A 23,821-nucleotide genomic window follows, 5' to 3' on the forward strand; every position below is an offset into this window, starting at 1 on the left:
GTCCCCTGCTCCCTTCCTCGCCGAATCGCTTCGGGAAGCCGAATCCGGATGTAAAGATCCTTCTCTACGGAAGGAGCCACCATGGCTGGAAACGTCCCCCCTGTCGCCGACGAACGCGAAGGTCTCCTCGCCTACCTCGAGCAGCAGCGGCACGTCCTGCGCATCGCCGCGCACGGCTTGACCGAAGAACAGGCCAGAGCGGTCCCGACCAGAAGCTCACTGAGCGTCGGCGGCCTCGTCAAGCACACCGCGTTCACGGAAGACGGCTGGATCGACATCCTTCTCCAGAAGCCCGCGAAGCCGATGGAGGAGGCGATGAAGGACTACGAAGCCGGCTACGTGATGGCTGACGACGAGACGCTCGAAGACGTCTTCGCCCGCTACGACGAGGTCGCCCGCCGCACCTCGGACGTCATCGCCGGGATCGCCGACCTCGGCCAGCCGGTCCCGGTGCCGCAGAACGTGCCCTGGTACCCGAAGGACGTCGAGGCCTGGTCGGTCCGCTGGGTGCTGTTCCACCTCATCGAGGAGACCGCGCGGCACGCGGGCCATGCCGACATCATCCGCGAGCACGTCGACGGCGCGACCGCCATCCCGCTGATGGCCGCCGCGGAAGGCTGGCCGGAGACGCCCTGGCTCAAGCCCTGGTCGCCCGCCGCGACCGTTTAGAACAACGTCGGTTCGTCCGCCAAAGCGCCTTCGATGACCAGCATCCGGCGCTTGGTGGCGACCCCTCCACGCGCGGAGAACCCACCGTCCTTGCCGCCCGCGGCGAGCACCCGGTGGCACGGAACGATGACCGGGAACGGGTTGCGTCCCATCGCCTGCCCCACGGCCTGCGCCCCACCGGGCATGCCGAGGATGTTCGCGATGTCGCCGTAGGTCAGCGTCTTGCCCGCGGGGATCGAGCGGATGAACTCGTACACCCGGTGATGGAACTCCGGCACGCCCTCGTAATCGAGTTCGACGCCGGTGAGGTCCGTGCGCTTGCCGTTCATCAACGAGACCACGTCGTCGATCGCCCGCTGGACCGCCGCCGGCGGTGCGGACTCGACGACGTCGGGAAGGCGGGCGGTGAGCCGTGCCCTGGTCTTCTCTTCACTGCCTTCGGGGAGCTGGACCGCGATGACCCCGCGTTCGCTCCACGCGATGCCGCAGTCGCCGATCGCGGTGCCGAACACGGCGTAGCCCGGTGCCGTCATGAGTCCAGGGTACGAGAGGGGTCCGACAGTTTCGGGTTCGCGGCCTTTCGAGTTCACCGCCATGCCGGGTGCCGCCGGAGCGGCGGCTGCGATAGGACTATGGGTATGAGCGACCTCGTGCTTGATCACCTCGTCTACGCCGGGCCGGATCTCGAAGAGGCCGTCGCGCGCGTCGCCGATCTCACCGGCGTCACGCCCGTACGCGGGGGCAGGCACGTCGGATTCGGCACGGCCAACCACCTGGCCGATCTCGGCGCCGGTGCCTACCTCGAGGTGGTGGGGCCCGATCCGGATCAACCCGAGCACGTCGGGCCGCGACCGTTCGGCATCGACGAGCTGACCGAGCCGGCGCTGGTCACGTGGGCCGCGCGTGTGGAGGGCCTCGACGAAGCGATCGCCGAGGCCCGCGAGCGCGGTTACGACCCTGGCGAGGCGTCCGAGATGTCGCGCGCCACCGATGACGGTGAACTGCTGACATGGCGCCTCACCGGCGCCGGCGGTCTGGACGGGCTCGCGCCCTTCCTCATCGACTGGGGGAGCACCCCGCATCCGACGACGCGGGGACTCCCCGCGATCCCGCTGCTTCTCGTCACCGGTGTCCACCCCGAGCCCGTCGCGGTGGAAGCCGCGGTCCGGGCACTCGGGATGGACATGCTCGTGCGCCGTGACAAGAAGCCCGGCCTGGTGGCCGTGCTCCAGAACTCAGCGGGGAAGCAGATCACGCTGAGCTGAGCGGGCCACGACGGTGCCCTCGCGCCAGCCGTTGGTCATCGGCAACCGCCGGTCCCGCCCGAACGCCTTGAACGTGATCTTGGTGCCCGGCGGGTACTGGCGGCGCTTGTATTCGGCCTTGTCGACCATACGCACCACGCGATCGATGGTCTCCGGATCGAAACCCGCGTCCACCAGATCGACGTAACCGCGGTCGCCCTCGATGTAGTCGTCGAGGATGTCGTCGAGCATCAGGTAGTCGGGAAGCGAGTCGCTGTCCAGCTGGCCGGGCCGCAGCTCGGCCGACGGCGGCTTCGTGATCGAGTTCTCCGGGATGGGCGGGGTCTCGCCGTTCTTTTCGGCTTCCGCGTTGCGCCATTTGGCCAGATGCCAGACGTAGGTCTTGAACAGGTCCTTGATCGGCGCGAAGGCCCCGACGGCGTCGCCGTAGATCGTCGAGTAGCCGACGGCGAGCTCGGTCTTGTTGCCGGTGGCGAGCACCAGGTGACCGTCCTGATTGGACAGTGCCATCAGCAGCATGCCGCGGACCCGGGCCTGGATGTTCTCCTCGGCGAGGCCGGTCAGCTGGAGCTGTTCGACGTAGACCTTGACCATGTCCGCGATCGGCTCGACGCGATAGTGCGCGCCGATGCGCCGGGCGAGATCCTCGGCGTCGTCCTTCGAGTGCCCCGAGGAGTACTCCGAAGGCATCGAAACGCCGTAGACGTTGTCGCCGCCGAGCGCGTCGGCTGCCAGCGCCGCGACGACCGCCGAGTCGATGCCGCCGGAGAAGCCGAACGTCACCGACGAGAAGCCGTTCTTGTGCACGTAGTCGCGCAGACCGACGACGAGCGCGTGCCAGACCTCGGCTTCGTCCGACAGCGGTTCGCTGATCGCCGAGTCGTTGCTCGGGCTGTACGCCGGAACAGGTTCCTCGCTGAGTACGCGCCGCTTGACCCGCAGACCCTCGACCTCGCCCTCGGCGGTGTGCCCGCCCGCGACGAGGTCCGTGTCGACGACGAGCAAGTGCTCGACGAACTGCGGCGCGCGCGCCAGCAACCGGCCGTCCGCGCCGACCACGATCGAGTCGCCGTCGAAGACGAGGTCGTCCTGACCGCCGACCTGGTTCGTGTACACCAGCGGCGCCCCGGCCTCGGCCGCGCGGCGGGCGATGAGGGGCAGGCGGATGTCGTCCTTCGCGCGCTCGAAAGGCGAAGCGTTGGGCGCGACGACGAGGTCCACCCCGGCCTTGCCGAGCGCGGAGATCGGGCCGCCGTCCTGCCAGACGTCCTCGCAGATCACCATGCCGACGTCGACGCCGTGGAAGCGGACGACCTCGAGGTCGTGGCCCGGCTTGAACCAGCGGTGCTCGTCGAAGACGCCGTAGTTGGGCAGGTGATGCTTGAACTGGCGGGCGACGACCTCGCCGCGGTACAGCGCGGCGGCCGCGTCGCGCGCGCCGGTCTCGTCCAGGTCGAGATACCCGATGTAGGTGAGCACCTCGCCGCATCCGGCTTCCTCGAGCCGCCGGGCGACCTCTTCGACCATCTGCTTCGAGGCGGAGGCGAAGGTCGGGCGGAGGGAGAGGTCCTCGACGGGGTAACCGGTGAGGGACATCTCCGGGAAGACCACGATGTGGGCGCCTGCTTCGGCGGCCTTGCGGGTCCACTCGACGGTGAGGTCGGCGTTGCCCTCGAGGTCGCCGACGGTGGTGTTGACCTGGGCCAGTGCGATGCGCAGTTGCGGCATGCCGACATTCTCACTCACGCGCGCTCATGGGGACGAGCGGATGTGCCGAATCGCCCACCTGTGTCGGCGCCCGCGGGATCACATCCGGATCGTCAGCCAGATCGCCGCCGCCAGCGGCAGCAGCGCGACCACGACCGAGAACAGGAGCTGGCCGGTGAGCAGCGCGCCGACGCGGAGCCGCAGCCGGTCCATGTCCTCGTCGGTCTCGGGGAAGAACCTCGTGCCCGACCAGATCGCCACGGCCAGGACCGCCCAGAACGAGAGCACGCCGATCGCGAGGATCACCACTCGCGCCGTCCCTCGCCCGCCGCCGCCGAGCAAGCCGTCCAGCGCCAGGAACTCGGCCGCCACTCCCAGGGCGAGCGAGACCAGCACGACCATGCTGTAGATGAGCCGCGCCGCTCCGAGCTTCACCTTTTCGCGGTCTTCCTTGCGCTCCTTCGGGCGTTGCGTCAGGACGAAGGCGAGGAGCAGGGCGGGGATGACTTGGGCGGTGGTCGCCCAGAACTCCGTGGTGATCGGCACGGGGGAAGGATGCCGCAGCCCACGTCGCGAAAGAGAGCAGGGGACCTTTGCTCTCACTCTCTTTTGGAGAGCGATAGCAAAGGTCCCCTGCTTCGTTCCGGGGCCGGAGCTACTTCCGCTTGATCATGCTCCGCACCTTCTTGATGGTCTGCTCGAAGTCGGAGTCGAACGGGTTGTCGTGCACCAGGTAGGTCCACGTCGTGTTCGCCCGCCGCACTCCCGCGTCACCGAGGTCGATCCCGTTCTCGGTGATCTCGGCCTCCTCGAGCGTCTTCGCCGACCGCTCGGCCGCCTCCGGGATGATCTTGTGGAACTCGGGGATCGCCGCGCGGTGGAACTCGTCGATCGGCGTCTCCCGCGCCAGCGCCCGCAGGTGGATGCTCTCCCGCACGTCCGTCAGGAACGCCAGGTGGTCCGACCACAGCTGGTCGATGTGGAACAGCAGCACCTCGCGGCTCAGCTGCTCGACACGGGCCTCGTCGTCGACGGCCTCCGAAAGCTCCTTGAACTTCTCCGGATGCGCCTTCTCCAGCACCTCCGCCGCGTGCCCTGTCCGCAGCACCTCGTCCCGGTGCGCGAGCAGCTCGCCGCGCTGCCGCTCGATCAACCGCGTGTAGCGCCAGGTGTTCCGGTGGATCTCCAGGTCGACACCCTCGGCGACACGCTGGGCGTGGTTGATCTGCCGCAGCGCCGCCGGGTCGGTGACCTCGCCGCTGCCCACGTCGGAGCCGATGCCCTCGGGCACATCCGGCGCGTTCGACAGCACGAGTTCGTCATTCAGGCTGGCGAAGAACACGGCGCTGCCCGGGTCACCCTGTCGTCCCGACCGGCCGCGCAGCTGCCCGTCCAACCTGCTCGACGGGTAGCGGGCGGTGCCGATCACGTGCAGGCCGCCCAGCTCGACGACCTCGTCGCGGCCGTCGCCGTCCTTGCCGCCCAGCCGGATGTCGGTCCCTCGACCGGCCATCTGGGTCGAAACGGTGACCGCGCCCTTCTTGCCGGCGTCGGCGATGATCTCGGCTTCCTCGGCGTCGTTGCGCGCGTTCAGCACGACGCATTCGAGCTCGACCTTCGCCAGCTTCTCGGCCAGCTCTTCGGACTCGGCGACGTCCTGGGTGCCGACGAGGATCGGCCGCCCGCTCTCGTGCACCCGCCGGATCTCCTCCTCGATCGCGCGCAGCTTCTGCGACGGCGACCCGAAGATCCGGTCTTCCTGGTCTTCGCGGATGTTCGGCGTGTTCGGCGGGATGACCGCGACCTCGAGCTTGTAGAACTCGCGCAGCTGCTCGGCCACCGCGACCGCGGTACCGGTCATACCCGCGACCTCGGGGTAGCGAGCGAGCAGCGCCTGCACGGTGATCGAGTCGAGGATCTCGCCCCGGTCGGTCGCCTTGACCTGCTCCTTCGCCTCGACGGCGGCCTGGAGGCCGTCCGGCCAGCGCTGCAGCTCGGCGACGCGGCCGCGAGCGGCGTTGATCAGCTGCACCTTGCCGTCGCGCACGAGGTAGTCGACGTCGCGGGTGAGCAGCGCGTGCGCGTGCAGCGCCACGTTCACCGCGGGCAACCGGTCGGAGCCGGTGTCGTCGTAAAGGTTGATGTCCTCGCCGAGGGCCTTCTCGACCACCGACGCGCCCGCCTTGGTCAGCCAGGCGTTGCGGCCGTCGGCGTCGGTCTCGTAGTGCAGCCCGAGCCGCAGCCGCCGGACGATGTTCGCGACCTCTTCGTCGGCGTCGGTGTGGTCGATCGACCCCGCCATCACCAGCGGCACGCGCGCCTCGTCGACCAGCACGGAGTCCGCCTCGTCGACGATCGCCACCTCGGGCTCGCGCTGGACCAGATCCTCTTCGCGGGTCACCAAGCGGTCGCGAAGCACGTCGAAGCCGATCTCGCTGACGGCGCCGTACGTGACTTCCTTCGCGTAGGCCTCGCGGCGCTCGTCGCGGGAGTGAGCGGGCTCGATCCAGCCGACGGAGACGCCGAGCAGGTCGTAGATCGGCCCCATCCACTCCGCGTCACGGCGGGCGAGGTAGTCGTTCACCGTGACGACGTGGACGTGCTTCCCGCGCAGCGCGTACCCGGCGCCCGCCAGCGCGCCAGCCAGCGTCTTGCCCTCACCGGTCTCCATCTGCACGATATGCCCGCTGAGCAGGCCCATCGTGCCCAGCAGCTGGACGTCGAAGGCTCGCTCGCCGAGCGCGCGCCGAGCCGCCTCACGGCCGAGCGCGCAGACCTCGACCAGCTGGTCGTTGCCGAAGGACGTGGCGTCCCGAAGCTTGCCGGCCCGCTCTGTCAGCTCCTCGTCGGAGAGCTTCTCCAACTCGGGCTCGAGCTTCTCGATGGCCGGCAGCAGCGCTTCGTAGCGGGTCAGCTCGACGCTGCCCGGCCGCTGGATGATCCGGCGCAGCTTCTTGCCCACCCGGCTGATCAGTGCTGCCACCCCTGTGCTCCCGTCTGTTCTTCTGCCGTCCGCACCCGTATCACCAACGCAGTGGTGGTGCGGCCGAGTTCCACGGCCGATGGCACGATCCAACCGTGTCCACTCATGTCAGCGCCAGGTCCCGTGCCCGTCGATTCGCCGCGATCACGCTGTCCGGCCTGCTCGCCGTCACTTTCACCGCGTGCTCGTCGGGAGAGGGTAGAACCCAGCCGCCGCCTCCGGCGACCGAATCGCACGCTCCGACCGGACCGGTGCCCGCAGGACTCGAGAAGTTCTACGGACAGAGTCTGACCTGGGCCGACTGTGCACCCTACGCGACATCCGATGACGCAAAAGCGGCGTTTCGAGTGAAGGACGCACAGTGTGCCCGGCTGACCGTCCCGCTCGACTACGCGAAGCCTGAAGGCGATTCGATCACGCTCGGCCTGCTGCGCCGGAAGGCGCTGGAAACCGACGAAAGGATTGGATCGCTCGTGGTCAACCCGGGTGGTCCGGGTGCTTCCGGCATGGAGGCCGCCGCCGGTCTCGCCTCGCGGACGGCGACGAACGAGCTGGGCAAACGCTTCGACGTCGTCGGTTTCGACCCACGCGGCATCGGGGCGAGCCAGCCGCAGATCCGCTGCCTGACCGACGCCGAACGCGACGCGGACCGGGCGGACGACAGCGAGACGGACGGTTCACCCGACGGGGTGAAAAAGCAGGAGACCGAGTCCCAGGAGTTCGCGAGCAGGTGCGCCACGAGGACCGAACACGGCGCCTCGATGCTCGCGAACGTGGGTACGCGCGACGTCGTCAAGGACATCGACATCCTGCGTTCGGTCCTCGGCGACCCGAAGCTGAACTACCTCGGCTACTCGTACGGGACGCGGATCGGCTCCGCCTACGCAGAGGCGTTCCCGGCGAACGTCCGCGCGCTGGTGCTCGACGGTGCCGTCGACCCGGAGCAGGACGCGGTGGAGTCGCTGGTCGCGCAGGGCCAAGGCTTCGGCAAGGCGTTCGAGGAGTTCTCGAACTGGTGCGCCGCGCGCGAGGACTGCGCCCTCGGGCGTGACGCCGCGGGCGTGACGAAGGCGTTCCAGGACCTGGTGCGGCCGCTGATCGACTTCCCCGTGCCCGTCAGCGACGGCCGGAAACTGTCGTACGAAGACGCGACGACAGGCGTGATACAGGCCCTCTACCAGCAGGATCTCTGGGAACCGCTGAACACCGCGCTCAACGACCTGAAGCGCCAGCGCGGCGACGGCCTGGAGCGGCTGGCCGACCTTTACAACGAGCGCGGCGCCGATGGCCGCTACGGCACGACGCAGGACGCGTTCGTCGCGATCCGGTGCGTCGACGACCCGCGGGTCACCGATCCGGCGAAGATCCTCGACGCGCAGAAGCGGTACGCGCAGGCCGCGCCGTTCCTCGACGACGGCAGGCAGGACGGTTCCGCGCGTGACGCTTGCGCCTTCTGGCCGGTGCCGAACACGTCGGAGCCGCACCAGCCCAACGTCGAGGGCCTGCCGAAGACGCTGGTCATCTCGACCACGAACGACCCGGCGACCCCCTACCAAGCGGGCGTCAACCTGGCGAAAGCGATCAAGGGAGCTTTGCTGACGTTCGAGGGCACCCAGCACACGGTGTTCCTCCAGGGCGTCTCGTGCGTCGACCGGATCGGCATCGACTACCTGGTGAACGGTGCCGTGCCGGACGAGGGCACCCGCTGCGCGGCCAAGTAACGAGTTCAGTGCGAAGAGGCGTGAGCCACCGGGACGCTGCGAAGATCGCGAGATGAGCCTTCGCCGCGTCCCGGCCGCGCTCGCCGTCGTCGTGCTGATCGCTTCGTGCACGTCGCCTCAGCCGCAGCCTGTGCCGCCTGCGCCTCAGCCGACCACGGCGTCACCGACTCCGGATCCGAAGGCGCTCGAGAAGTTCGCCGAGCAGGAGTTGGCGTGGGACGCGTGTCCGTCTTTCAAGGACAAGGCGTTCGACTGCGCGAAGCTCACAGTGCCGCTCGACTACCTGAAGCCGGACGACGAAACGATCTCGATCGGCGTCCTCCGGCACAAGGCGAAGAAGGACGGCCAGCGGATCGGCTCGCTCGTGGTCAATCCGGGCGGGCCCGGCGGCTCGGGCGTCTCAGCGGCCGCGCGCATCGCGAAGTCCCCGCCCGCGGCGACCCTGGCCGGACGCTTCGACATCGTCGGATTCGACCCGCGCGGCGTCGGGACCAGCGATCCGAAGCTCGTATGCCTCACCGACGCCGAACGCGACGCGGACCGCGCGGAGGATTCGGAAAGCGACACGACCCCCGCCGGCGTCGCGAAGCAACTAGCCGACGCAAAGGCGTACGCCGCGAAGTGCGCCGAACGCACGAAGCACGGTCAAGAGTTCCTCGCCAACATCGGGACCAGGGATGTCGTTCGCGACCTCGATGTCCTGCGCGCGGCCCTCGGCGACGAGAAGCTCACCTACCTGGGCTTTTCGTACGGCACGCAGATCGGGACCGCCTACGCCGAGGCTTATCCGGACAAGGTGCGGGCGCTGCTCCTCGACGGCGCGGTCGATCCCGAACTCGACACCGCCGAATCGCTGGTCACGCAGATGGCCGGCTTCCAGAACACGTTCACCGAATTCGGCACCTGGTGTGTCGCCCGCGCGGACTGTGCGCTCGGTCGCGAGGCGGGCGCGGTGACGAAGGCGTTCCAGGACCTGGTCCAGCCGTTGATCACCAAGCCGGTCCCGGCGGGGAACCGCGAACTTTCGTTCGAGGACGCCATCACCGGCACCAGCGCCGCGCTGTACTCGCAGGACGCGTGGAAGTTCCTCAACGACGGGTTCGCCGAGCTCAAACGGGGGAACGGCAAAGCACTGGTCGCGCTCGCCGACAACTACTACGGCCGGGAATCGGACGGCCGGTACACCGGGATCCTCGACGTGTACTTCGCGGTTCGCTGCGTCGACAGCAAGCGGATCACCGACCGGCGCGTCATCGAAGGTGCCCACGAGCGGATGCTCCAGGGCGCGCCGTTCCTCGCGGGCGGCACGCCGGACATGAGCGAACTCGACATCTGCTCGGTCTGGCCGGTGCCCGCCACCTCCGAGGTCCACAAGCCGGACATCGAAGGCCTGCCGCGGCCGCTGGTCATCTCGACCACCGATGACCCGGCGACCCCGTACGTGTCCGGCGTGAACCTGGCACGCGACCTCAAGGGAGCTTTGCTCACGTTCGAGGGCGCGCAGCACACCGTCTTCCTCGACGGCAACGAGTGCGTGGACGGCGCCGGCTTCGCCTACCTGATCGACGGGAAGCTGCCCGCCCCCGACACCCGCTGCACCTAGCGGGGGAGCAAGGGACCTTTGCTATCGCCCGCCCCCGACGACCACCGCGTTATGCCTGGTCAACGCCAACTCCAGCATCACCGCGAAGTCCTGCGGGCTCGTCGGCGGCACCTGCAACCACACCCGCACCAGCCGCCGAGGCTCGTCCTTCGAGATCCACAGCTTCACGAACACGTCCGACCGGATCTCCGGCACGATCCCGCCGATCACCGCGGCGGGCACCTTCGCGGCGATCCGGAACGAGTCGGTGTCCTGCACCCGCTCCCACCGCTCGCCCTTCAGTTCGGTCGCCCCGGTCAGCAGCCGACGCAGCCCGCCGTCCGCCCCGAGCATCGCCCGCGGTGTATACGGCGCCGTAACCGGAATCACCCGTTCCCCGTCGGGCCCACTGAGCGTGATCTCCGACCCGGACAGCCGGTACTCGACCTTCATCCGTTCGAAGTCGTCCTGCAGGTCGGCATTACCGACCGCGCCACCCTCGAGACTGACCTCGCCGTCGAGCCCACGCACCGGCAGCCCGGTGACCACGCCGTTCACCCCGAGCGTGAACCGCACGCTGCGTAACGAGACGAGGGAGTCGGCCGCCGCGCTCACGAACTCCTGGGCAGGCGGCAACGGGGGCGACCCCGCACAGCCGCCGATGAGCCCGATCGTGAGCAGCAGCGCCGGCACGAGGTGACGGCAGCGCATGGCCAGAGCCTATGGCCTTGGCCCGAATCTTTCGCACAGTGTCCTTCCAGCCGCTTACGCGGGGAGCCGACAGCGATGACTCTGTACCCGTGCCTCCTGAAACCCGGCTCCACCGTGCGTGGTTCGTCGCCGCCGCCGCGTTCATCGCCCTCCTCGCCGCCGCCGGTTTCCGCGCGGCCCCCGGCGTGCTCATCGATCCGCTCCACAACGAGTTCGGCTGGTCACGCGCGACGATCGCGTCGGCCGTCTCCGTGAACCTCGTGCTCTACGGCCTCTTCTCGCCCTTCGCAGCAGCTCTCATGGAGCGCTTCGGCATGCGACGCGTCGCCTCGACGGCGTTGTTCGTCGTCGCGATCGGCGCGGGCGGCACGGTGTTCATGAACGCGAGCTGGCAGCTCATCCTCTGCTGGGGCGTCCTGGTCGGCGTCGGCACCGGCTCGATGGCGATGAGCTTCGCCGCGACGGTCGCCGCCCGCTGGTTCGTCCGCAGCCGCGGCGTCGTCACCGGGGTCCTCACCGCCGCGGGCGCCACCGGCCAGCTGATCTTCCTCCCGATCGTGGCGAACCTCGCCATCGACGAAGGCTGGCGGACAGCCTCGCTCGTCATCGCCATCGCCGCCCTCGCGGTGGTCCCCGTCGTCCTCCTGGTGGTCCGCGACCACCCGTCCGATGTCGGCACGGCCGCGTACGGCGCCGAACCCGGCGAAGTCGCACCGCCGCCGCCCCGAGCGGGCGGTTCCGCGCGACGGGCACTGTCGGTCCTCGGCTCGGCAGCACGCACGAGGACGTTCTGGCTGCTCGCCGTCGGTTTCGCGATCTGTGGCGCCACGACGAACGGCCTGGTCAGCACCCATTTCGTGCCCGCCGCGCACGATCACGGCATGCCGCAGACCACCGCCGCCGGCCTGCTCGCCCTCGTCGGGATCTTCGACGTCGTCGGCACGATCGCCTCCGGCTGGCTCACCGACCGGGTGGATCCGCGGATTCTCCTCGGCGTCTACTACGCCCTTCGCGGCGTTTCGCTCGCCTTGCTCCCGCAGCTGCTGAGCGGATCGGTGGAACCGAGCATGTGGGCGTTCATCGTCTTCTACGGCCTCGACTGGGTGGCGACAGTTCCGCCGACGGTCGCGCTCTGCGTGCGCCAATACGGCGCCGCGGGTCCGATCGTCTTCGGCTGGGTCTTCGCCAGTCACCAGCTCGGCGCCGGTATCGCCGCCTTCGGGGCCGGCGCGATCCGCGACGCTTCCGGCAGCTACGCGCTCGCTTGGTACATCGCGGCGGGCCTCGCAGTGCTCGGTTCGGTCGCTTCGCTGTCGATCACGAGGGCCACCAAACCCGAACCGGTTCTGGTGGGGTGATCCACCACTTCCGGTCGATCGGCGCGTCGCGAAACATGTCGTTAACACGTTCTCGTTAGGGTGCGGCCATGGATCGCCAGCAGGAGTTCGTGCTCCGTACCTTGGAAGAGCGCGACATCCGTTTCGTCAGGCTCTGGTTCACCGACGTGCTGGGGTTTCTCAAGTCCGTCGCCGTCGCGCCCGCCGAGCTCGAGGGCGCCTTCAGCGAGGGGATCGGCTTCGACGGATCGGCCATCGAAGGGTTCGCGCGCGTCTACGAATCCGACATGGTCGCGAAGCCGGATCCGGCCACGTTCCAGGTCCTGCCCTGGGAGACCCCGGACGGCGGCCCGTACTCGGCGCGCATGTTCTGCGACATCGCGATGCCCGACGGCTCCCCGTCCTGGGCGGACCCCCGGCACGTCCTGCGCAGGCAACTCTCCAAGGCGGCCGAAGCGGGTTTCACCTGCTACGTCCACCCCGAGATCGAGTTCTTCCTGCTCGCCAGCCTGCCGGACGACGGCAGCGAGCCCGAGCCCGCGGACAACGGCGGGTACTTCGACCAGGCCAGCCACGCGACCGCGACGCACTTCCGTCGCCACGCCATCGAGACGCTCGAGGCGATGGGGATCTCGGTCGAGTTCAGCCATCACGAGGGCGCGCCCGGCCAGCAGGAGATCGACCTCAGGTATGCCGACGCGCTGACCATGGCCGACAACGTGATGACCTTCCGCTACGTCGTCAAGGAGGTCGCGCTCACCCAGGGGGTCCGCGCGACGTTCATGCCGAAGCCGTTCACCAACCAGCCGGGCTCGGGAATGCACACCCACGTGAGCCTGTTCGAGGGTGATCGCAACGCCTTCTACGACGCGGAAGACCCGTACGAGTTGTCCGCGACAGGCAAGGCCTTCGTGGCGGGGCTGCTGCATCACGCGAAGGAGATCTCCGCGGTCACCAACCAGTGGGTGAACTCCTACAAACGGCTGATCAGCGGAAGCGAGGCCCCGACGACCGTTTCGTGGGGCCGCGCCAACCGCTCCGCGCTGGTCAGGGTCCCGATGTACTCCCCGGGCAAGGCGTCGTCACGCCGAGTGGAGATCCGCACGCTCGACTCGGCCTGCAACCCCTATCTGGCGTACGCGGTCATCCTGGCCGCGGGCCTCAAGGGCATCGAGAAGGGCTACGAGCTGCCGCCTCCCGCCGAGGACAACATCTGGCAGCTCTCGGACGCCGAGCGCCGCGCGGCCGGATATGCCCAGCTCCCGCAGAACCTCGGCGAGGCGTTGTCCGAGATGGAGAAATCGGAACTTCTGCCCGAAGCGCTCGGAGAGCACGTTTACGACTTCTTCCTGCGTAACAAACGTGTTGAATGGGATAACTACCGCAGCGCGGTGACCCCGTACGAGCTGCGGACCCTGCTTCCGGTTCTCTAACGAAGGAGACCTGATGGTGCGGCGACCGGTGTTCCGAGTTCTGACGACATTGGTCGCCGCGACCATCGCGGCGAGCGCCGCGCCCGCGGCGTCCGCGGGCGGAAGACCCCTCGATCTCGACGCCGCCGACATCCCCGCGCTCCAGTCGCGGATGTCCTCCGGACGGTTGACCGCGGTAGGTCTGACCTCGGCTTATCTCGAGCGCATCCACAAGGTCGACCGGAAGGTCAACGCGGTCATCGCGGTCAACCCCGCCGCGCTCGCGCAAGCCGCCGAGAGCGACGCCAGGCGCAGGGCGGGCAAGACCCGCGGCCCCCTCGACGGCATCCCGGTCCTGGTGAAGGACAACGTCGACACCCGCTCGATGCAGACCACCGCCGGCTCGCGCGCCCTGCGCAGCAAGCCCGCGAAAGACGCAACCTTGCTCCACCGACTGCGTGATGCGGGCGCCGTGCTCCTCGGCAAGGCGAACTTGTCCGAATGGGCGAACTTCCGCGCCGCCAAACCCACTTCCGGGTGGTCGGGCGTCGGCGGTCAGACGAACAACCCGTACGTGCTCGACCGCAATCCTTGTGGGTCATCCGCCGGATCCGCCGCGGGTGTCGCCGCATCGCTCGCCCAGGTCGCGATCGGCAGTGAGACCGACGGCTCGATCGTCTGCCCGGCCGGGATGACCTCGACCGTGGGCCACAAACCGAGCCTCGGCCTGGTCAGCCGCACCGGCGTGGTGCCGATCTCGGCCGAACAGGACACCGCCGGCCCGATGGCCAGGCACGTCGTCGACGTCGCGCTCACTCTTTCCGCGCTCCAAGGCCGCGACCCGAGCGACCCGGCCACCGGCGCGTACCCGCCTAACCAGCCGACCGACTACGCCGCGCACCTCCGGCCCGGCGTGCTGAAAGGCTCCCGGATCGGACTCTGGCGGCTGCCGGTCCTGGGTCCGGACGTCGACGCAGTGCTGACGCGGACCAGGAACTCGCTGGTCAAGGCAGGCGCCGAAGTCGTCGAAGTGACTCCGCCGTACCAGGCCAGGCTCGGCGAACTGGAGTTCCCGGCACTGCTCACCGAGTTCCACCGCGACATCGACCGCTACCTGGCCACACGCCCGGAGGGACCGCGCGACCTCGCCGCGCTGATCGACTACAACCGGTCCGACCCGCTCGAGCAGACCTGCTTCGCCGGGCAGGAACTCTTCGAACAGGCACTCGCCGCCCCCGGCCCCGCCGATCCCGGCTACCAGGCCATGCGCCGCGAGCTGACCGACCTGGCGAAACGCTCGATCGACGAGACCCTCGCCAAGTACCGCCTCGACGCGATCGCCGCGCCCACGAACCCGCCCGCCTGGAAGACCGACTGCAAGACAGGCGACAACGACGTCATCCCGTCGTCGACGCCCGCCGCGGTCGCGGGCTATCCCGCCGTGACCGTGCCCGCCGGCTTCGTCGGCGAGCTCCCGGTCGGGGTTTCGTTCATGGCGGGGCAGTGGACGGACGCCCGAGTGCTCTCCTACGCGGCCGACTTCGAACGCGTCGTCCCCGCCCGCAAACCGCCCCGCTACCTGAAGACCGTCGGATGACCGGGGTTCACACTGGCTGACCTGCGGCGATGTCGTTAAGTGACCCCCCTGTTTTCAGGGGGTTCCGGGGCATGTAATCTTCTCTTCGTCGCCAAGAACACCGGGCCACCGGGGCCGAAAGCCCCAGGCCAGGAACACGGGCCGAGCGGGTTGACACCGCGAACCGGACCAGGTAACGTTCAGCGTCGGCCCACGAGCGGCCGCCGACCCCCTACGACTAAGACCGTAGGATTCGGCATGCTCGACCAAAAGCTTGTGAATATCGCTTGAAGCAAAGCGTGTTGCTTGAGAACTCAACAGTGTGCTAGTGAACTAAGCCAGTAGAGCTTATGTATTTGTAACCTCGTGAAGAGGTTCCTTTGAGAGCATTTATTTGCCTCGATCAAATTTGACATTGTTGGAGAGTTTGATCCTGGCTCAGGACGAACGCTGGCGGCGTGCTTAACACATGCAAGTCGAACGATGAAGCCTTCGGGTGGATTAGTGGCGAACGGGTGAGTAACACGTGGGCAATCTGCCCTGTACTTTGGGATAAGCCTGGGAAACTGGGTCTAATACCGGATATCACCATTCCTCGCATGGGGGGTGGTTGAAAGTTCTGGCGGTACAGGATGAGCCCGCGGCCTATCAGCTTGTTGGTGGGGTAATGGCCTACCAAGGCGACGACGGGTAGCCGGCCTGAGAGGGTGACCGGCCACACTGGGACTGAGACACGGCCCAGACTCCTACGGGAGGCAGCAGTGGGGAATATTGCACAATGGGCGAAAGCCTGATGCAGCGACGCCGCGTGAGGGATGACGGCCTTCGGGTTGTAAACCTCTTTCGCCAGGGACGAAGCGCAAGTGACGGTACCTGGATAAGAAGCACCGGCTAACTACGTGCCAGCAGCCGCGGTAATACGTAGGGTGCGAGCGTTGTCCGGAATTATTGGGCGTAAAGAGCTCGTAGGCGGTTTGTCGCGTCGTTCGTGAAAACTCCACGCTTAACGTGGAGCGTGCGGGCGATACGGGCAGACTTGAGTTCGGTAGGGGAGACTGGAATTCCTGGTGTAGCGGTGAAATGCGCAGATATCAGGAGGAACACCGGTGGCGAAGGCGGGTCTCTGGGCCGATACTGACGCTGAGGAGCGAAAGCGTGGGGAGCGAACAGGATTAGATACCCTGGTAGTCCACGCTGTAAACGTTGGGCGCTAGGTGTGGGCGACATCCACGTTGTCCGTGCCGTAGCTAACGCATTAAGCGCCCCGCCTGGGGAGTACGGCCGCAAGGCTAAAACTCAAAGGAATTGACGGGGGCCCGCACAAGCGGCGGAGCATGTGGATTAATTCGATGCAACGCGAAGAACCTTACCTGGGCTTGACATGCGCCAGACATCCCTAGAGATAGGGCTTCCCTTGTGGTTGGTGTACAGGTGGTGCATGGCTGTCGTCAGCTCGTGTCGTGAGATGTTGGGTTAAGTCCCGCAACGAGCGCAACCCTTATCCTACGTTGCCAGCGCGTTATGGCGGGGACTCGTGGGAGACTGCCGGGGTCAACTCGGAGGAAGGTGGGGATGACGTCAAGTCATCATGCCCCTTATGTCCAGGGCTTCACACATGCTACAATGGCTGGTACAGAGGGCTGCGATACCGCGAGGTGGAGCGAATCCCTTAAAGCCGGTCTCAGTTCGGATCGCAGTCTGCAACTCGACTGCGTGAAGTCGGAGTCGCTAGTAATCGCAGATCAGCAACGCTGCGGTGAATACGTTCCCGGGCCTTGTACACACCGCCCGTCACGTCATGAAAGTCGGTAACACCCGAAGCCCATGGCCCAACCCGCAAGGGGGGGAGTGGTCGAAGGTGGGACTGGCGATTGGGACGAAGTCGTAACAAGGTAGCCGTACCGGAAGGTGCGGCTGGATCACCTCCTTTCTAAGGAGCAACACATCCACCCCGCCGGGATACCCGGACCAACGGTGGTGGAGTGGCCAGAGCTCAAGTGCCGAATGTGTACTTGTTCTGGTTGCTCAAGGAATTGTGGAACTACTGGTTTATGCTGGTTCGCTTGATGCCCGCACGGGCTAGTACTGCATCTTCGGGTGCGTGGAACGTGTGCTGTGGGGTCGAGAGGGATTGGTGTTCGCTGGCATGCTGTTGGGTCCTGAGGCAACACGCCGAGGGGCTAACCCCCCGGGAGTTTGTTTCTGGTGTGGTGTTTGAGAACTGTAGAGTGGATGCGAGCATCTTTGTGGTCAAGTTATTAAGGGCACATGGTGGATGTCTTGGCTTCAGGAGCCGATGAAGGACGTGGGAGGCTGCGATATGCCTCGGGGAGCTGTCAACCGAGCTGTGATCCGAGGATTTCCGAATGGGGAAACCCAGCACCAGTTATGTGGTGTTACCCGCATCTGAATATATAGGGTGTGTGGAGGGAACGCGGGGAAGTGAAACATCTCAGTACCCGTAGGAAGAGAAAACAACCGTGATTCCGTGAGTAGTGGCGAGCGAAAGCGGAAGAGGCTAAACCATGCACATGTCAAGCTGTCAGGCGTTGTGTGTGTGGTGTTGTGGGACCCAGCGTCGAGGATCTGACAGTCCTCGGAACGGTTACGCGTGTTAGTGGAACGCCTTGGGATGGGCGACCGGAGTGGGTGAGAGTCCCGTACGCGAAAACACGTTGTGGATTGTTTGTCTGGTGTTCCCGAGTAGCAGCGAGCTCGTGGAATTTGCTGTGAATCTGCCGGGACCACCCGGTAAGCCTAAATACTTCCTGAAGACCGATAGCGGACTAGTACCGTGAGGGAAAGATGAAAAGTACCCCGGGAGGGGAGTGAAAGAGTACCTGAAACCGTGTGCCTACAAGCCGTCAGAGCCCGAGCATATCCTTGTGATATTACGGTGATGGCGTGCCTTTTGAAGAATGAGCCTGCGAGTTAGTGCTGCGTGGCGAGGTTAACCCGTGTGGGGTAGCCGTAGCGAAAGCGAGTCTGAATAGGGCGTCTGAGTCGCGTGGTCTAGACCCGAAGCGGAGTGATCTACCCATGGCCAGGCTGAAGCGTCGGTAAGACGACGTGGAGGGCCGAACCCACTTAGGTTGAAAACTGAGGGGATGAGCTGTGGGTAGGGGTGAAAGGCCAATCAAACTCCGTGATAGCTGGTTCTCCCCGAAATGCATTTAGGTGCAGCGTCACATGTTTCACCACGGGGGTAGAGCTACTGGATGGTCTAGGGGCCTTACCGGGTTACCGAAATCAACCAAACTCCGAATACCGTGGTGTGAGAGTGTGGCAGTGAGACGGCGGGGGATAAGCTTCGTCGTCGAGAGGGAAACAGCCCAGAACACCAGCTAAGGCCCCCAAGTGTGTGCTCAGTGGGAAAGGATGTGGGATTGCCCAGACAACCAGGAGGTTGGCTTAGAAGCAGCCACCCTTGAAAGAGTGCGTAATAGCTCACTGGTCAAGTGGTCCTGCGCCGACAATGTAGCGGGGCTTAAGCACACCGCCGAAGCTGTGTCATTCACACATACAGATCGACGTGTCCCTTGAGGATCACGTCCAGTCGTGTGGATGGGTAGGGGAGCGTCCTGCATCCAGGGAAGCGGCGGCGGAAGCCAGTCGTGGAGGGTGTGGGAGTGAGAATGCAGGCATGAGTAGCGAATGCAGAGTGAGAAACTCTGCCGCCGGATGACCAAGGGTTCCTGGGCCAGGCTAATCCGCCCAGGGTAAGTCGGGACCTAAGGCGAGGCCGACAGGCGTAGTCGATGGATAACGGGTTGATATTCCCGTACCCGAGCACGTGCGCCCAGGATGAGGCGGTTGATACTAACCACCCAAAGCCAGTTACCAATGTCTTCGGACGGAGGTTTCTGTGTGGAGCGTGGGATCTGATTCCGTAGTAGTCGAGTGATGGGGTGACGCAGGAAGGTAGCTCCGCCAGTGAGTGGTAGTACTGGTGTAAGCGTGTAGGCCAGAGTGTAGGCAAATCCGCACTCTATTAAGGCTGAGACGTGATGCGTAGCCGATTGAGGTGAAGTAGAGTGATCCTATGCTGCCGAGAAAAGCCTCTAGCGAGTGCGTGCACGGCCCGTACCCCAAACCAACACAGGTGGTCAGGTAGAGAATACTAAGGCGATCGGGTGAACTGTGGTTAAGGAACTCGGCAAAATGCCCCCGTAACTTCGGGAGAAGGGGGGCCAAACACTCTGAAGTCCTTCGCGGACTAGGGGTGGGTGGCCGCAGAGACCAGCGGAAAGCGACTGTTTACTAAAAACACAGGTCCATGCGAAGTCGCAAGACGATGTATATGGACTGACGCCTGCCCGGTGCTGGAACGTTAAGAGGACCGGTTAACCTTTCGGGGTGAAGCTGAGAATTTAAGCGCCAGTAAACGGCGGTGGTAACTATAACCATCCTAAGGTAGCGAAATTCCTTGTCGGGTAAGTTCCGACCTGCACGAATGGCGTAACGACTTTCCGGCTGTCTCAACCACAGGCCCGGCGAAATTGCACTACGAGTAAAGATGCTCGTTACGCGCGGCAGGACGGAAAGACCCCGGGACCTTTACTATAGTTTGGTATTGGTTTTCGGTTCGGCTTGTGTAGGATAGGTGGGAGACTGTGAAGCTGGCACGCTAGTGTTGGTGGAGTCGTTGTTGAAATACCACTCTGGTCGGATTGGGAATCTGAACCTCGGACCATGATCTGGTTCAGGGACAGTGCCTGATGGGTAGTTTAACTGGGGCGGTTGCCTCCTAAAGAGTAACGGAGGCGCCCAAAGGTTCCCTCAGCCTGGTTGGCAATCAGGTGTTGAGTGCAAGTGCACAAGGGAGCTTGACTGTGAGACAGACATGTCGAGCAGGGACGAAAGTCGGGACTAGTGATCCGGCACCACCTGGTGGAAGGGGTGTCGCTCAACGGATAAAAGGTACCCCGGGGATAACAGGCTGATCTTGCCCAAGAGTCCATATCGACGGCATGGTTTGGCACCTCGATGTCGGCTCGTCGCATCCTGGGGCCGGAGTAGGTCCCAAGGGTTGGGCTGTTCGCCCATTAAAGCGGCACGCGAGCTGGGTTTAGAACGTCGTGAGACAGTTCGGTCCCTATCCGCCGCGCGCGTAGGATACTTGAGGAAGGCTGTCCCTAGTACGAGAGGACCGGGACGGACGAACCTCTGGTATGCCAGTTGTCACGCCAGTGGCATGGCTGGTTGGCCACGTTCGGAAGGGATAACCGCTGAAGGCATCTAAGCGGGAAGCCTGTTCCAAGATGAGGTATCCCACCCTTGATGGGTTAAGGCCCCCAACAGACCATTGGGTTGATAGGCCAGAAATGGAAGCACAGTAATGTGTTGTCGAGTTGACTGGTACTAATAGGCCGAGGACTTGCCCACAAAGATGTTACGCATCCACTCTACAGCTCTGAAACACCACACCGTTTGTGTGAAACAAACGAGTGTGTGTTGTTTCGTAGTGTTTCGGTGGTTATAGCGTCAGGGAAACGCCCGGTCCCATTCCGAACCCGGAAGCTAAGCCTGACAGCGCCGATGGTACTGCAACCGAAGGGTTGTGGGAGAGTAGGACACCGCCGGACTAACATTGAAAAGGTCTGGGACCTGGTCGAGAACCCTCGTGGTTCTCCCAGGTCCCAGACCTTTTTTCATGCCCGCCTCCGCCCGGTGATAGCAAAGGTCCCTTGCTATCACCGCGGCAGCGCTCAACCGCTCGGCCGGCCGACCGCACGTCGGCGGACCGGCGACGAGAACACCAGCGAAGTCGTCGTCTCCCCATAGCGCTGCATCCGCTCTACGAGCTCCTCCAGCTCCGCAGTGTTCTGACAGGCAACTCGCACTAACCAGCACTCGTCCCCCGTGACGTGATCGGCGTCGAGCACCTGGGGCAGTACGAGGATGGCTTCTCGGAAGCGAGCGGTGTCGAGGCTCCGCACCTTCGCCCGGATCATCGCCTCGATCGGCAGCCCGAGCTTCGTCAAGTCGACGCTGGCCGAGTAGCCGGTGATGACCCCCTTCTCCTCGAGGCGCCGGACCCGCTCGGTCACCGCGGGCGCGGACAGCGACACTCGTCGACCGAGCTCCGAGAAGGTCAGCCGTCCGTCGGACTGCAGCAGCTCGAGCAGCTGCCAGTCGAGATCATCGAGGTTCACGGAACTCCAGGTCGATCGTCGTATCCGCCAGGAATCTCCAGGCTAGTCGGCGGCAGCGCCTGGATTCTCCGATGTTCTGGATGATCACCGATCAGCAGGATTAAGGCATGACGATCGAACCCCGCGTACTGACGTCCCCGGCTCTGGACAGCGCGACCGCGGCCGCGCACCTTCGCGCCGAGCTCGCCCTCGATGTGGACCCCGATGACTTGATCCGCGATCTCACCGCCGATACCCAGCGTGGATACGTGGTCGTCGAGACCCGGGCTCCCGAAGCCTTCGCGTCGGCTCGCATCCCCGGCGCGATCAATCTCCCCTACCGGGACCTGACGCCCGAGTCGGTCAGCAACCTCGACCGCAGTCTCGTCTACGTCTGCTACTGCGAGAGCATTCACTGCAACGCCGCGACCAAGGGAGCCCTGAAACTCGCGGAGTTCGGCTTCAAGGTCAAACGCCTCTCCGGCGGTATCACCGCCTGGCAAGCAGCCGGCTATCCCGTCGACCGGGACACCCTCGCGCTCTCCCTCACTTCCGCCCCCACCCCACGCTGCGCCTGCTGACACCCGGAGCGGAGCAAGGGACCTTTGCTATCGCGGCCCCGAGTGATAGCAAAGGTCCCTTGCTCTCCCCGCGGTCGTAGGCTGGGGTGGTGACCGCTCCCAAGTTGCTCGTCATCCAGCCAGACGAATCAGATCCGATCGGCCCCCTCGGCGACTGGCTCACCGAGGCGGGAGCCGAGCTCGACATCCGGTTGCCGCCCGAACAGGATCTCCCCGCCGATCTTGACGGGTACGCGGGCGTCGTCTGTCTTGGCGGGGGGATGGGTGCCAACGACGACGCAGCCCATCCGTGGCTTGCGGACGTGCGGAAGCTTCTTTCGAAGGCTGCGAGCACTCACATCCCGACGCTCGCGATCTGTCTCGGCGGCCAGCTCCTGGCGACGGCGCTGGGCGGCATCGTCGCCACAGGTGATCAAGGGCCCGAGGTCGGCCCGGGGCTTGTGTCCAAGAAGGACGCTGCTTGGACTGACCCGCTCTTCGCGGACCTGCCGCTCATGCAGGACGTCTTGCAGTTCCACAACGACGCGATCACTCGGCTGCCGGCCGGAGCCGAACTCCTCGCTTCCTCGCCGCGGTATGCCTACCAGGCCTTCCGATTCGACCGTTGTGCCTACGGTGTCCAGTTCCATATCGAGACAACGCCGGACATCGTGCTCGACTGGGCGCGGCAGTCGCCGGAAATGGCGGAACTCACCCGGCCGGACGCACTCACCCCGGAAAATCTCGCCCAGGTGCACGCCGACATCACCGAAACCTGGCGACCGTTCGCGCATCGCTTCGTCCGACTGGTGTCCGGTGACCTCGCTCCGGCTGCGGAACGTCAACGTACATTGCCGATGGCTTAACGACTTATGTCTCAAATGTGTATGGGTTGTTAACGCTCTTGTCTTGCTGTCAGGTACCTTGCGAAGGGAGTTTCGAAGGGTTCGGAGGTCGGGGTGGAGCCCTCAGTGTTGGTCGTGCTCGTCGTCGTCACGGCCCTAATTTTCGATTTCACAAACGGGTTCCATGACACGGCCAACTCGATGGCGACGTCGATCGCCACGGGGGCGCTGCGTCCCAAGGTGGCCGTGACGATCTCCGCGGTCCTGAACCTGGTCGGAGCCTTCCTGTCGGTCGAAGTCGCCAAGACCATCTCGAATGGACTGGTCGACGACACCAAGATCGGGCCGGCGATCGTGTTCGGCGGTCTGGTCGGGGCGATCGTGTGGAACCTGGTCACTTGGTTCGTGGGACTGCCGTCCAGTTCGTCCCATGCGTTGTTCGGTGGGCTGATCGGCGCTACGTGGGTGTCGGCCGGAACGGACTCCGTCCATTTCGGAAAGATCGTCGAGAAGGTGCTGATCCCAGCGGCACTGTCGCCTGTCCTGGCAGGCCTTGCCGCGATGATCGTGACGTACTTCGTCTACCGGATCTTCGTCCGGCGCGGCCGCACGTCGGGCTTCCGAGTCGGCCAGATCATCTCGGCTTCGCTCGTCTCGCTAGCTCATGGCACGAACGACGCGCAGAAGACCATGGGTGTCATCACGCTGACGATGATCACTGCCGGAACCCTGCCCGCCGGAGCCGGTCCGCCGCTCTGGGTGATCGTCAGTGCGGCATTGGCGTTGGCGCTCGGCACTTACCTGGGTGGCTGGCGAATCACCTACACGCTGGGTAAGGGCCTGACGGACATCGATGGCCCGCAGGGCTTCGCCGCGCAGACCAGCTCGGCGGCGGTCATTCTCGCCTCGACGAGCTTCGGCTTTCCGCTTTCGACGACTCACGTCTGTTCCGGCGGCATCGTCGGTTCAGGTGTGGGCAGGAACGAGTCACCGGTCCGCTGGGGTACTGCCGGCCGCATGGTGATCGCCTGGCTGTTCACGCTTCCGGCAGCTGCCATCGTCGGAGCCGCTGCAGGTCTCGTGACTTCGACAGGCACTGTGGGCACCATCTCCGTCGGTGTAGTGGGCCTGGCGATCGGTATCGGGATTTACCTTCTTTCGCGGCGGAGCCCCGTCAACGCCGGCAGCTTCACCACTCCGGCCCCGACCGTTCCAGAACAGGAAGTCGGCAGGATCGCCGCCTAGCGGAGCAGGGGACCTTTGGTATCGCCGCCGCTCGGCGACACCAAAGGTCCCCTGCTCTCTTGCGCGTCCGTCTG

16 protein-coding genes and 3 rRNA genes are annotated in these 23,821 nt (G+C 65.4%); 13 read left to right on the forward strand and 6 right to left on the reverse strand.

All coding sequences use genetic code 11. The features are described 5' to 3' along the window. Window positions 1–81: 81 nt before the first annotated feature. Entirely contained in the window at window positions 82–669 is a 588-nt protein-coding gene (locus tag HDA45_RS27095) for a DinB family protein (protein WP_184899935.1), read from the forward strand. On the opposite strand, the gene HDA45_RS27100 is transcribed toward HDA45_RS27095, so the two are convergent. Then, entirely contained in the window at window positions 666–1,202 is a 537-nt protein-coding gene (locus HDA45_RS27100; RefSeq protein ID WP_184899937.1) for a methylated-DNA--[protein]-cysteine S-methyltransferase, read from the reverse strand. The genes HDA45_RS27095 and HDA45_RS27100 overlap by 4 nt on opposite strands. Before the next feature lie 105 nt (window positions 1,203–1,307). Here HDA45_RS27100 and HDA45_RS27105 point away from each other — a divergent pair, with 105 nt between their 5' ends. Continuing rightward, the gene (locus HDA45_RS27105; protein ID WP_184899939.1) at window positions 1,308–1,934 is read left to right on the forward strand and encodes a VOC family protein; all 627 of its coding nucleotides are present in this window, start codon (window positions 1,308–1,310) and stop codon (window positions 1,932–1,934) included. Here the strand turns inward: HDA45_RS27105 and HDA45_RS27110 are convergent. From HDA45_RS27110 to secA2, 3 genes are all read right to left on the reverse strand, one after another. Continuing rightward, complete coding sequence (locus HDA45_RS27110; protein WP_184906084.1) at window positions 1,905–3,662, reverse strand: NAD+ synthase; 1,758 nt, start codon at window positions 3,660–3,662, stop codon at window positions 1,905–1,907. The genes HDA45_RS27105 and HDA45_RS27110 overlap by 30 nt on opposite strands. A 78-nt stretch (window positions 3,663–3,740) precedes the next feature. Continuing rightward, a complete protein-coding gene (locus tag HDA45_RS27115) occupies window positions 3,741–4,187 on the reverse strand; it encodes a hypothetical protein (RefSeq protein ID WP_184899941.1) in 447 nt (148 codons plus the stop codon). A gap of 109 nt (window positions 4,188–4,296) precedes the next feature. Further along, window positions 4,297–6,624, reverse strand: coding sequence for an accessory Sec system translocase SecA2 (secA2, locus tag HDA45_RS27120; protein ID WP_184899943.1), 2,328 nt, complete (start codon window positions 6,622–6,624; stop codon window positions 4,297–4,299). Window positions 6,625–6,773: 149 nt separating this feature from the next. Here secA2 and HDA45_RS27125 point away from each other — a divergent pair, with 149 nt between their 5' ends. Together HDA45_RS27125 and HDA45_RS27130 are read left to right on the forward strand one after the other, a co-directional pair. Further along, a complete protein-coding gene (locus HDA45_RS27125) occupies window positions 6,774–8,345 on the forward strand; it encodes an alpha/beta hydrolase (RefSeq protein ID WP_184906086.1) in 1,572 nt (523 codons plus the stop codon). A gap of 52 nt (window positions 8,346–8,397) precedes the next feature. Beyond that, complete coding sequence (locus HDA45_RS27130) at window positions 8,398–9,948, forward strand: alpha/beta hydrolase (RefSeq protein ID WP_184899945.1); 1,551 nt, start codon at window positions 8,398–8,400, stop codon at window positions 9,946–9,948. Window positions 9,949–9,969: 21 nt separating this feature from the next. On the opposite strand, the gene HDA45_RS27135 is transcribed toward HDA45_RS27130, so the two are convergent. After that, a complete protein-coding gene (locus tag HDA45_RS27135; protein WP_184899953.1) occupies window positions 9,970–10,638 on the reverse strand; it encodes an LppX_LprAFG lipoprotein in 669 nt (222 codons plus the stop codon). A gap of 89 nt (window positions 10,639–10,727) precedes the next feature. Here HDA45_RS27135 and HDA45_RS27140 point away from each other — a divergent pair, with 89 nt between their 5' ends. The 6 genes from HDA45_RS27140 (at window position 10,728) to rrf (ending at window position 20,548) form a co-directional block, all read left to right on the forward strand. After that, window positions 10,728–11,996 (forward strand): MFS transporter, encoded by a 1,269-nt coding sequence (locus tag HDA45_RS27140; RefSeq protein ID WP_184899956.1) that lies wholly within the window; start codon window positions 10,728–10,730, stop codon window positions 11,994–11,996. A 68-nt stretch (window positions 11,997–12,064) separates the two neighbouring features. Next, window positions 12,065–13,408, forward strand: a complete 1,344-nt coding sequence (gene glnA, locus HDA45_RS27145) for a type I glutamate--ammonia ligase (RefSeq protein WP_184899958.1) — start codon at window positions 12,065–12,067, stop codon at window positions 13,406–13,408. A gap of 13 nt (window positions 13,409–13,421) precedes the next feature. Further along, window positions 13,422–14,984: an amidase gene (locus HDA45_RS27150; RefSeq protein WP_184899960.1), complete on the forward strand. Its 1,563-nt coding sequence runs from the start codon at window positions 13,422–13,424 to the stop codon at window positions 14,982–14,984. Window positions 14,985–15,378: 394 nt separating this feature from the next. Next, window positions 15,379–16,893: ribosomal RNA gene (locus HDA45_RS27155) — 16S ribosomal RNA — on the forward strand. 318 nt (window positions 16,894–17,211) lie between these two features. Continuing rightward, window positions 17,212–20,348, forward strand: a 23S ribosomal RNA gene (locus tag HDA45_RS27160). Window positions 20,349–20,431: 83 nt separating this feature from the next. Further along, window positions 20,432–20,548, forward strand: a 5S ribosomal RNA gene (gene rrf, locus HDA45_RS27165). Together the 16S, 23S and 5S rRNA genes form the textbook arrangement of a ribosomal RNA operon. A 123-nt stretch (window positions 20,549–20,671) precedes the next feature. Here the strand turns inward: rrf and HDA45_RS27170 are convergent. Continuing rightward, window positions 20,672–21,118: an AsnC family transcriptional regulator gene (locus tag HDA45_RS27170; RefSeq protein WP_184899962.1), complete on the reverse strand. Its 447-nt coding sequence runs from the start codon at window positions 21,116–21,118 to the stop codon at window positions 20,672–20,674. A 107-nt stretch (window positions 21,119–21,225) separates the two neighbouring features. On the opposite strand from HDA45_RS27170, the gene HDA45_RS27175 reads away from it, so the two are divergent. The 3 genes from HDA45_RS27175 to HDA45_RS27185 all read left to right on the forward strand — a co-directional run bounded on the left by HDA45_RS27175 (window position 21,226) and on the right by HDA45_RS27185 (window position 23,747). Beyond that, complete coding sequence (locus HDA45_RS27175) at window positions 21,226–21,678, forward strand: rhodanese-like domain-containing protein (protein ID WP_184899963.1); 453 nt, start codon at window positions 21,226–21,228, stop codon at window positions 21,676–21,678. A gap of 89 nt (window positions 21,679–21,767) precedes the next feature. Next, entirely contained in the window at window positions 21,768–22,523 is a 756-nt protein-coding gene (locus tag HDA45_RS27180) for a glutamine amidotransferase-related protein (protein WP_184899965.1), read from the forward strand. Window positions 22,524–22,628: 105 nt separating this feature from the next. Continuing rightward, window positions 22,629–23,747: an inorganic phosphate transporter gene (locus HDA45_RS27185; protein WP_378317794.1), complete on the forward strand. Its 1,119-nt coding sequence runs from the start codon at window positions 22,629–22,631 to the stop codon at window positions 23,745–23,747. Window positions 23,748–23,821 lie beyond the last annotated feature (74 nt).

The organism is Amycolatopsis umgeniensis (assembly GCF_014205155.1).
Taxonomy (GTDB): Bacteria; Actinomycetota; Actinomycetes; order Mycobacteriales; family Pseudonocardiaceae; genus Amycolatopsis; species Amycolatopsis umgeniensis.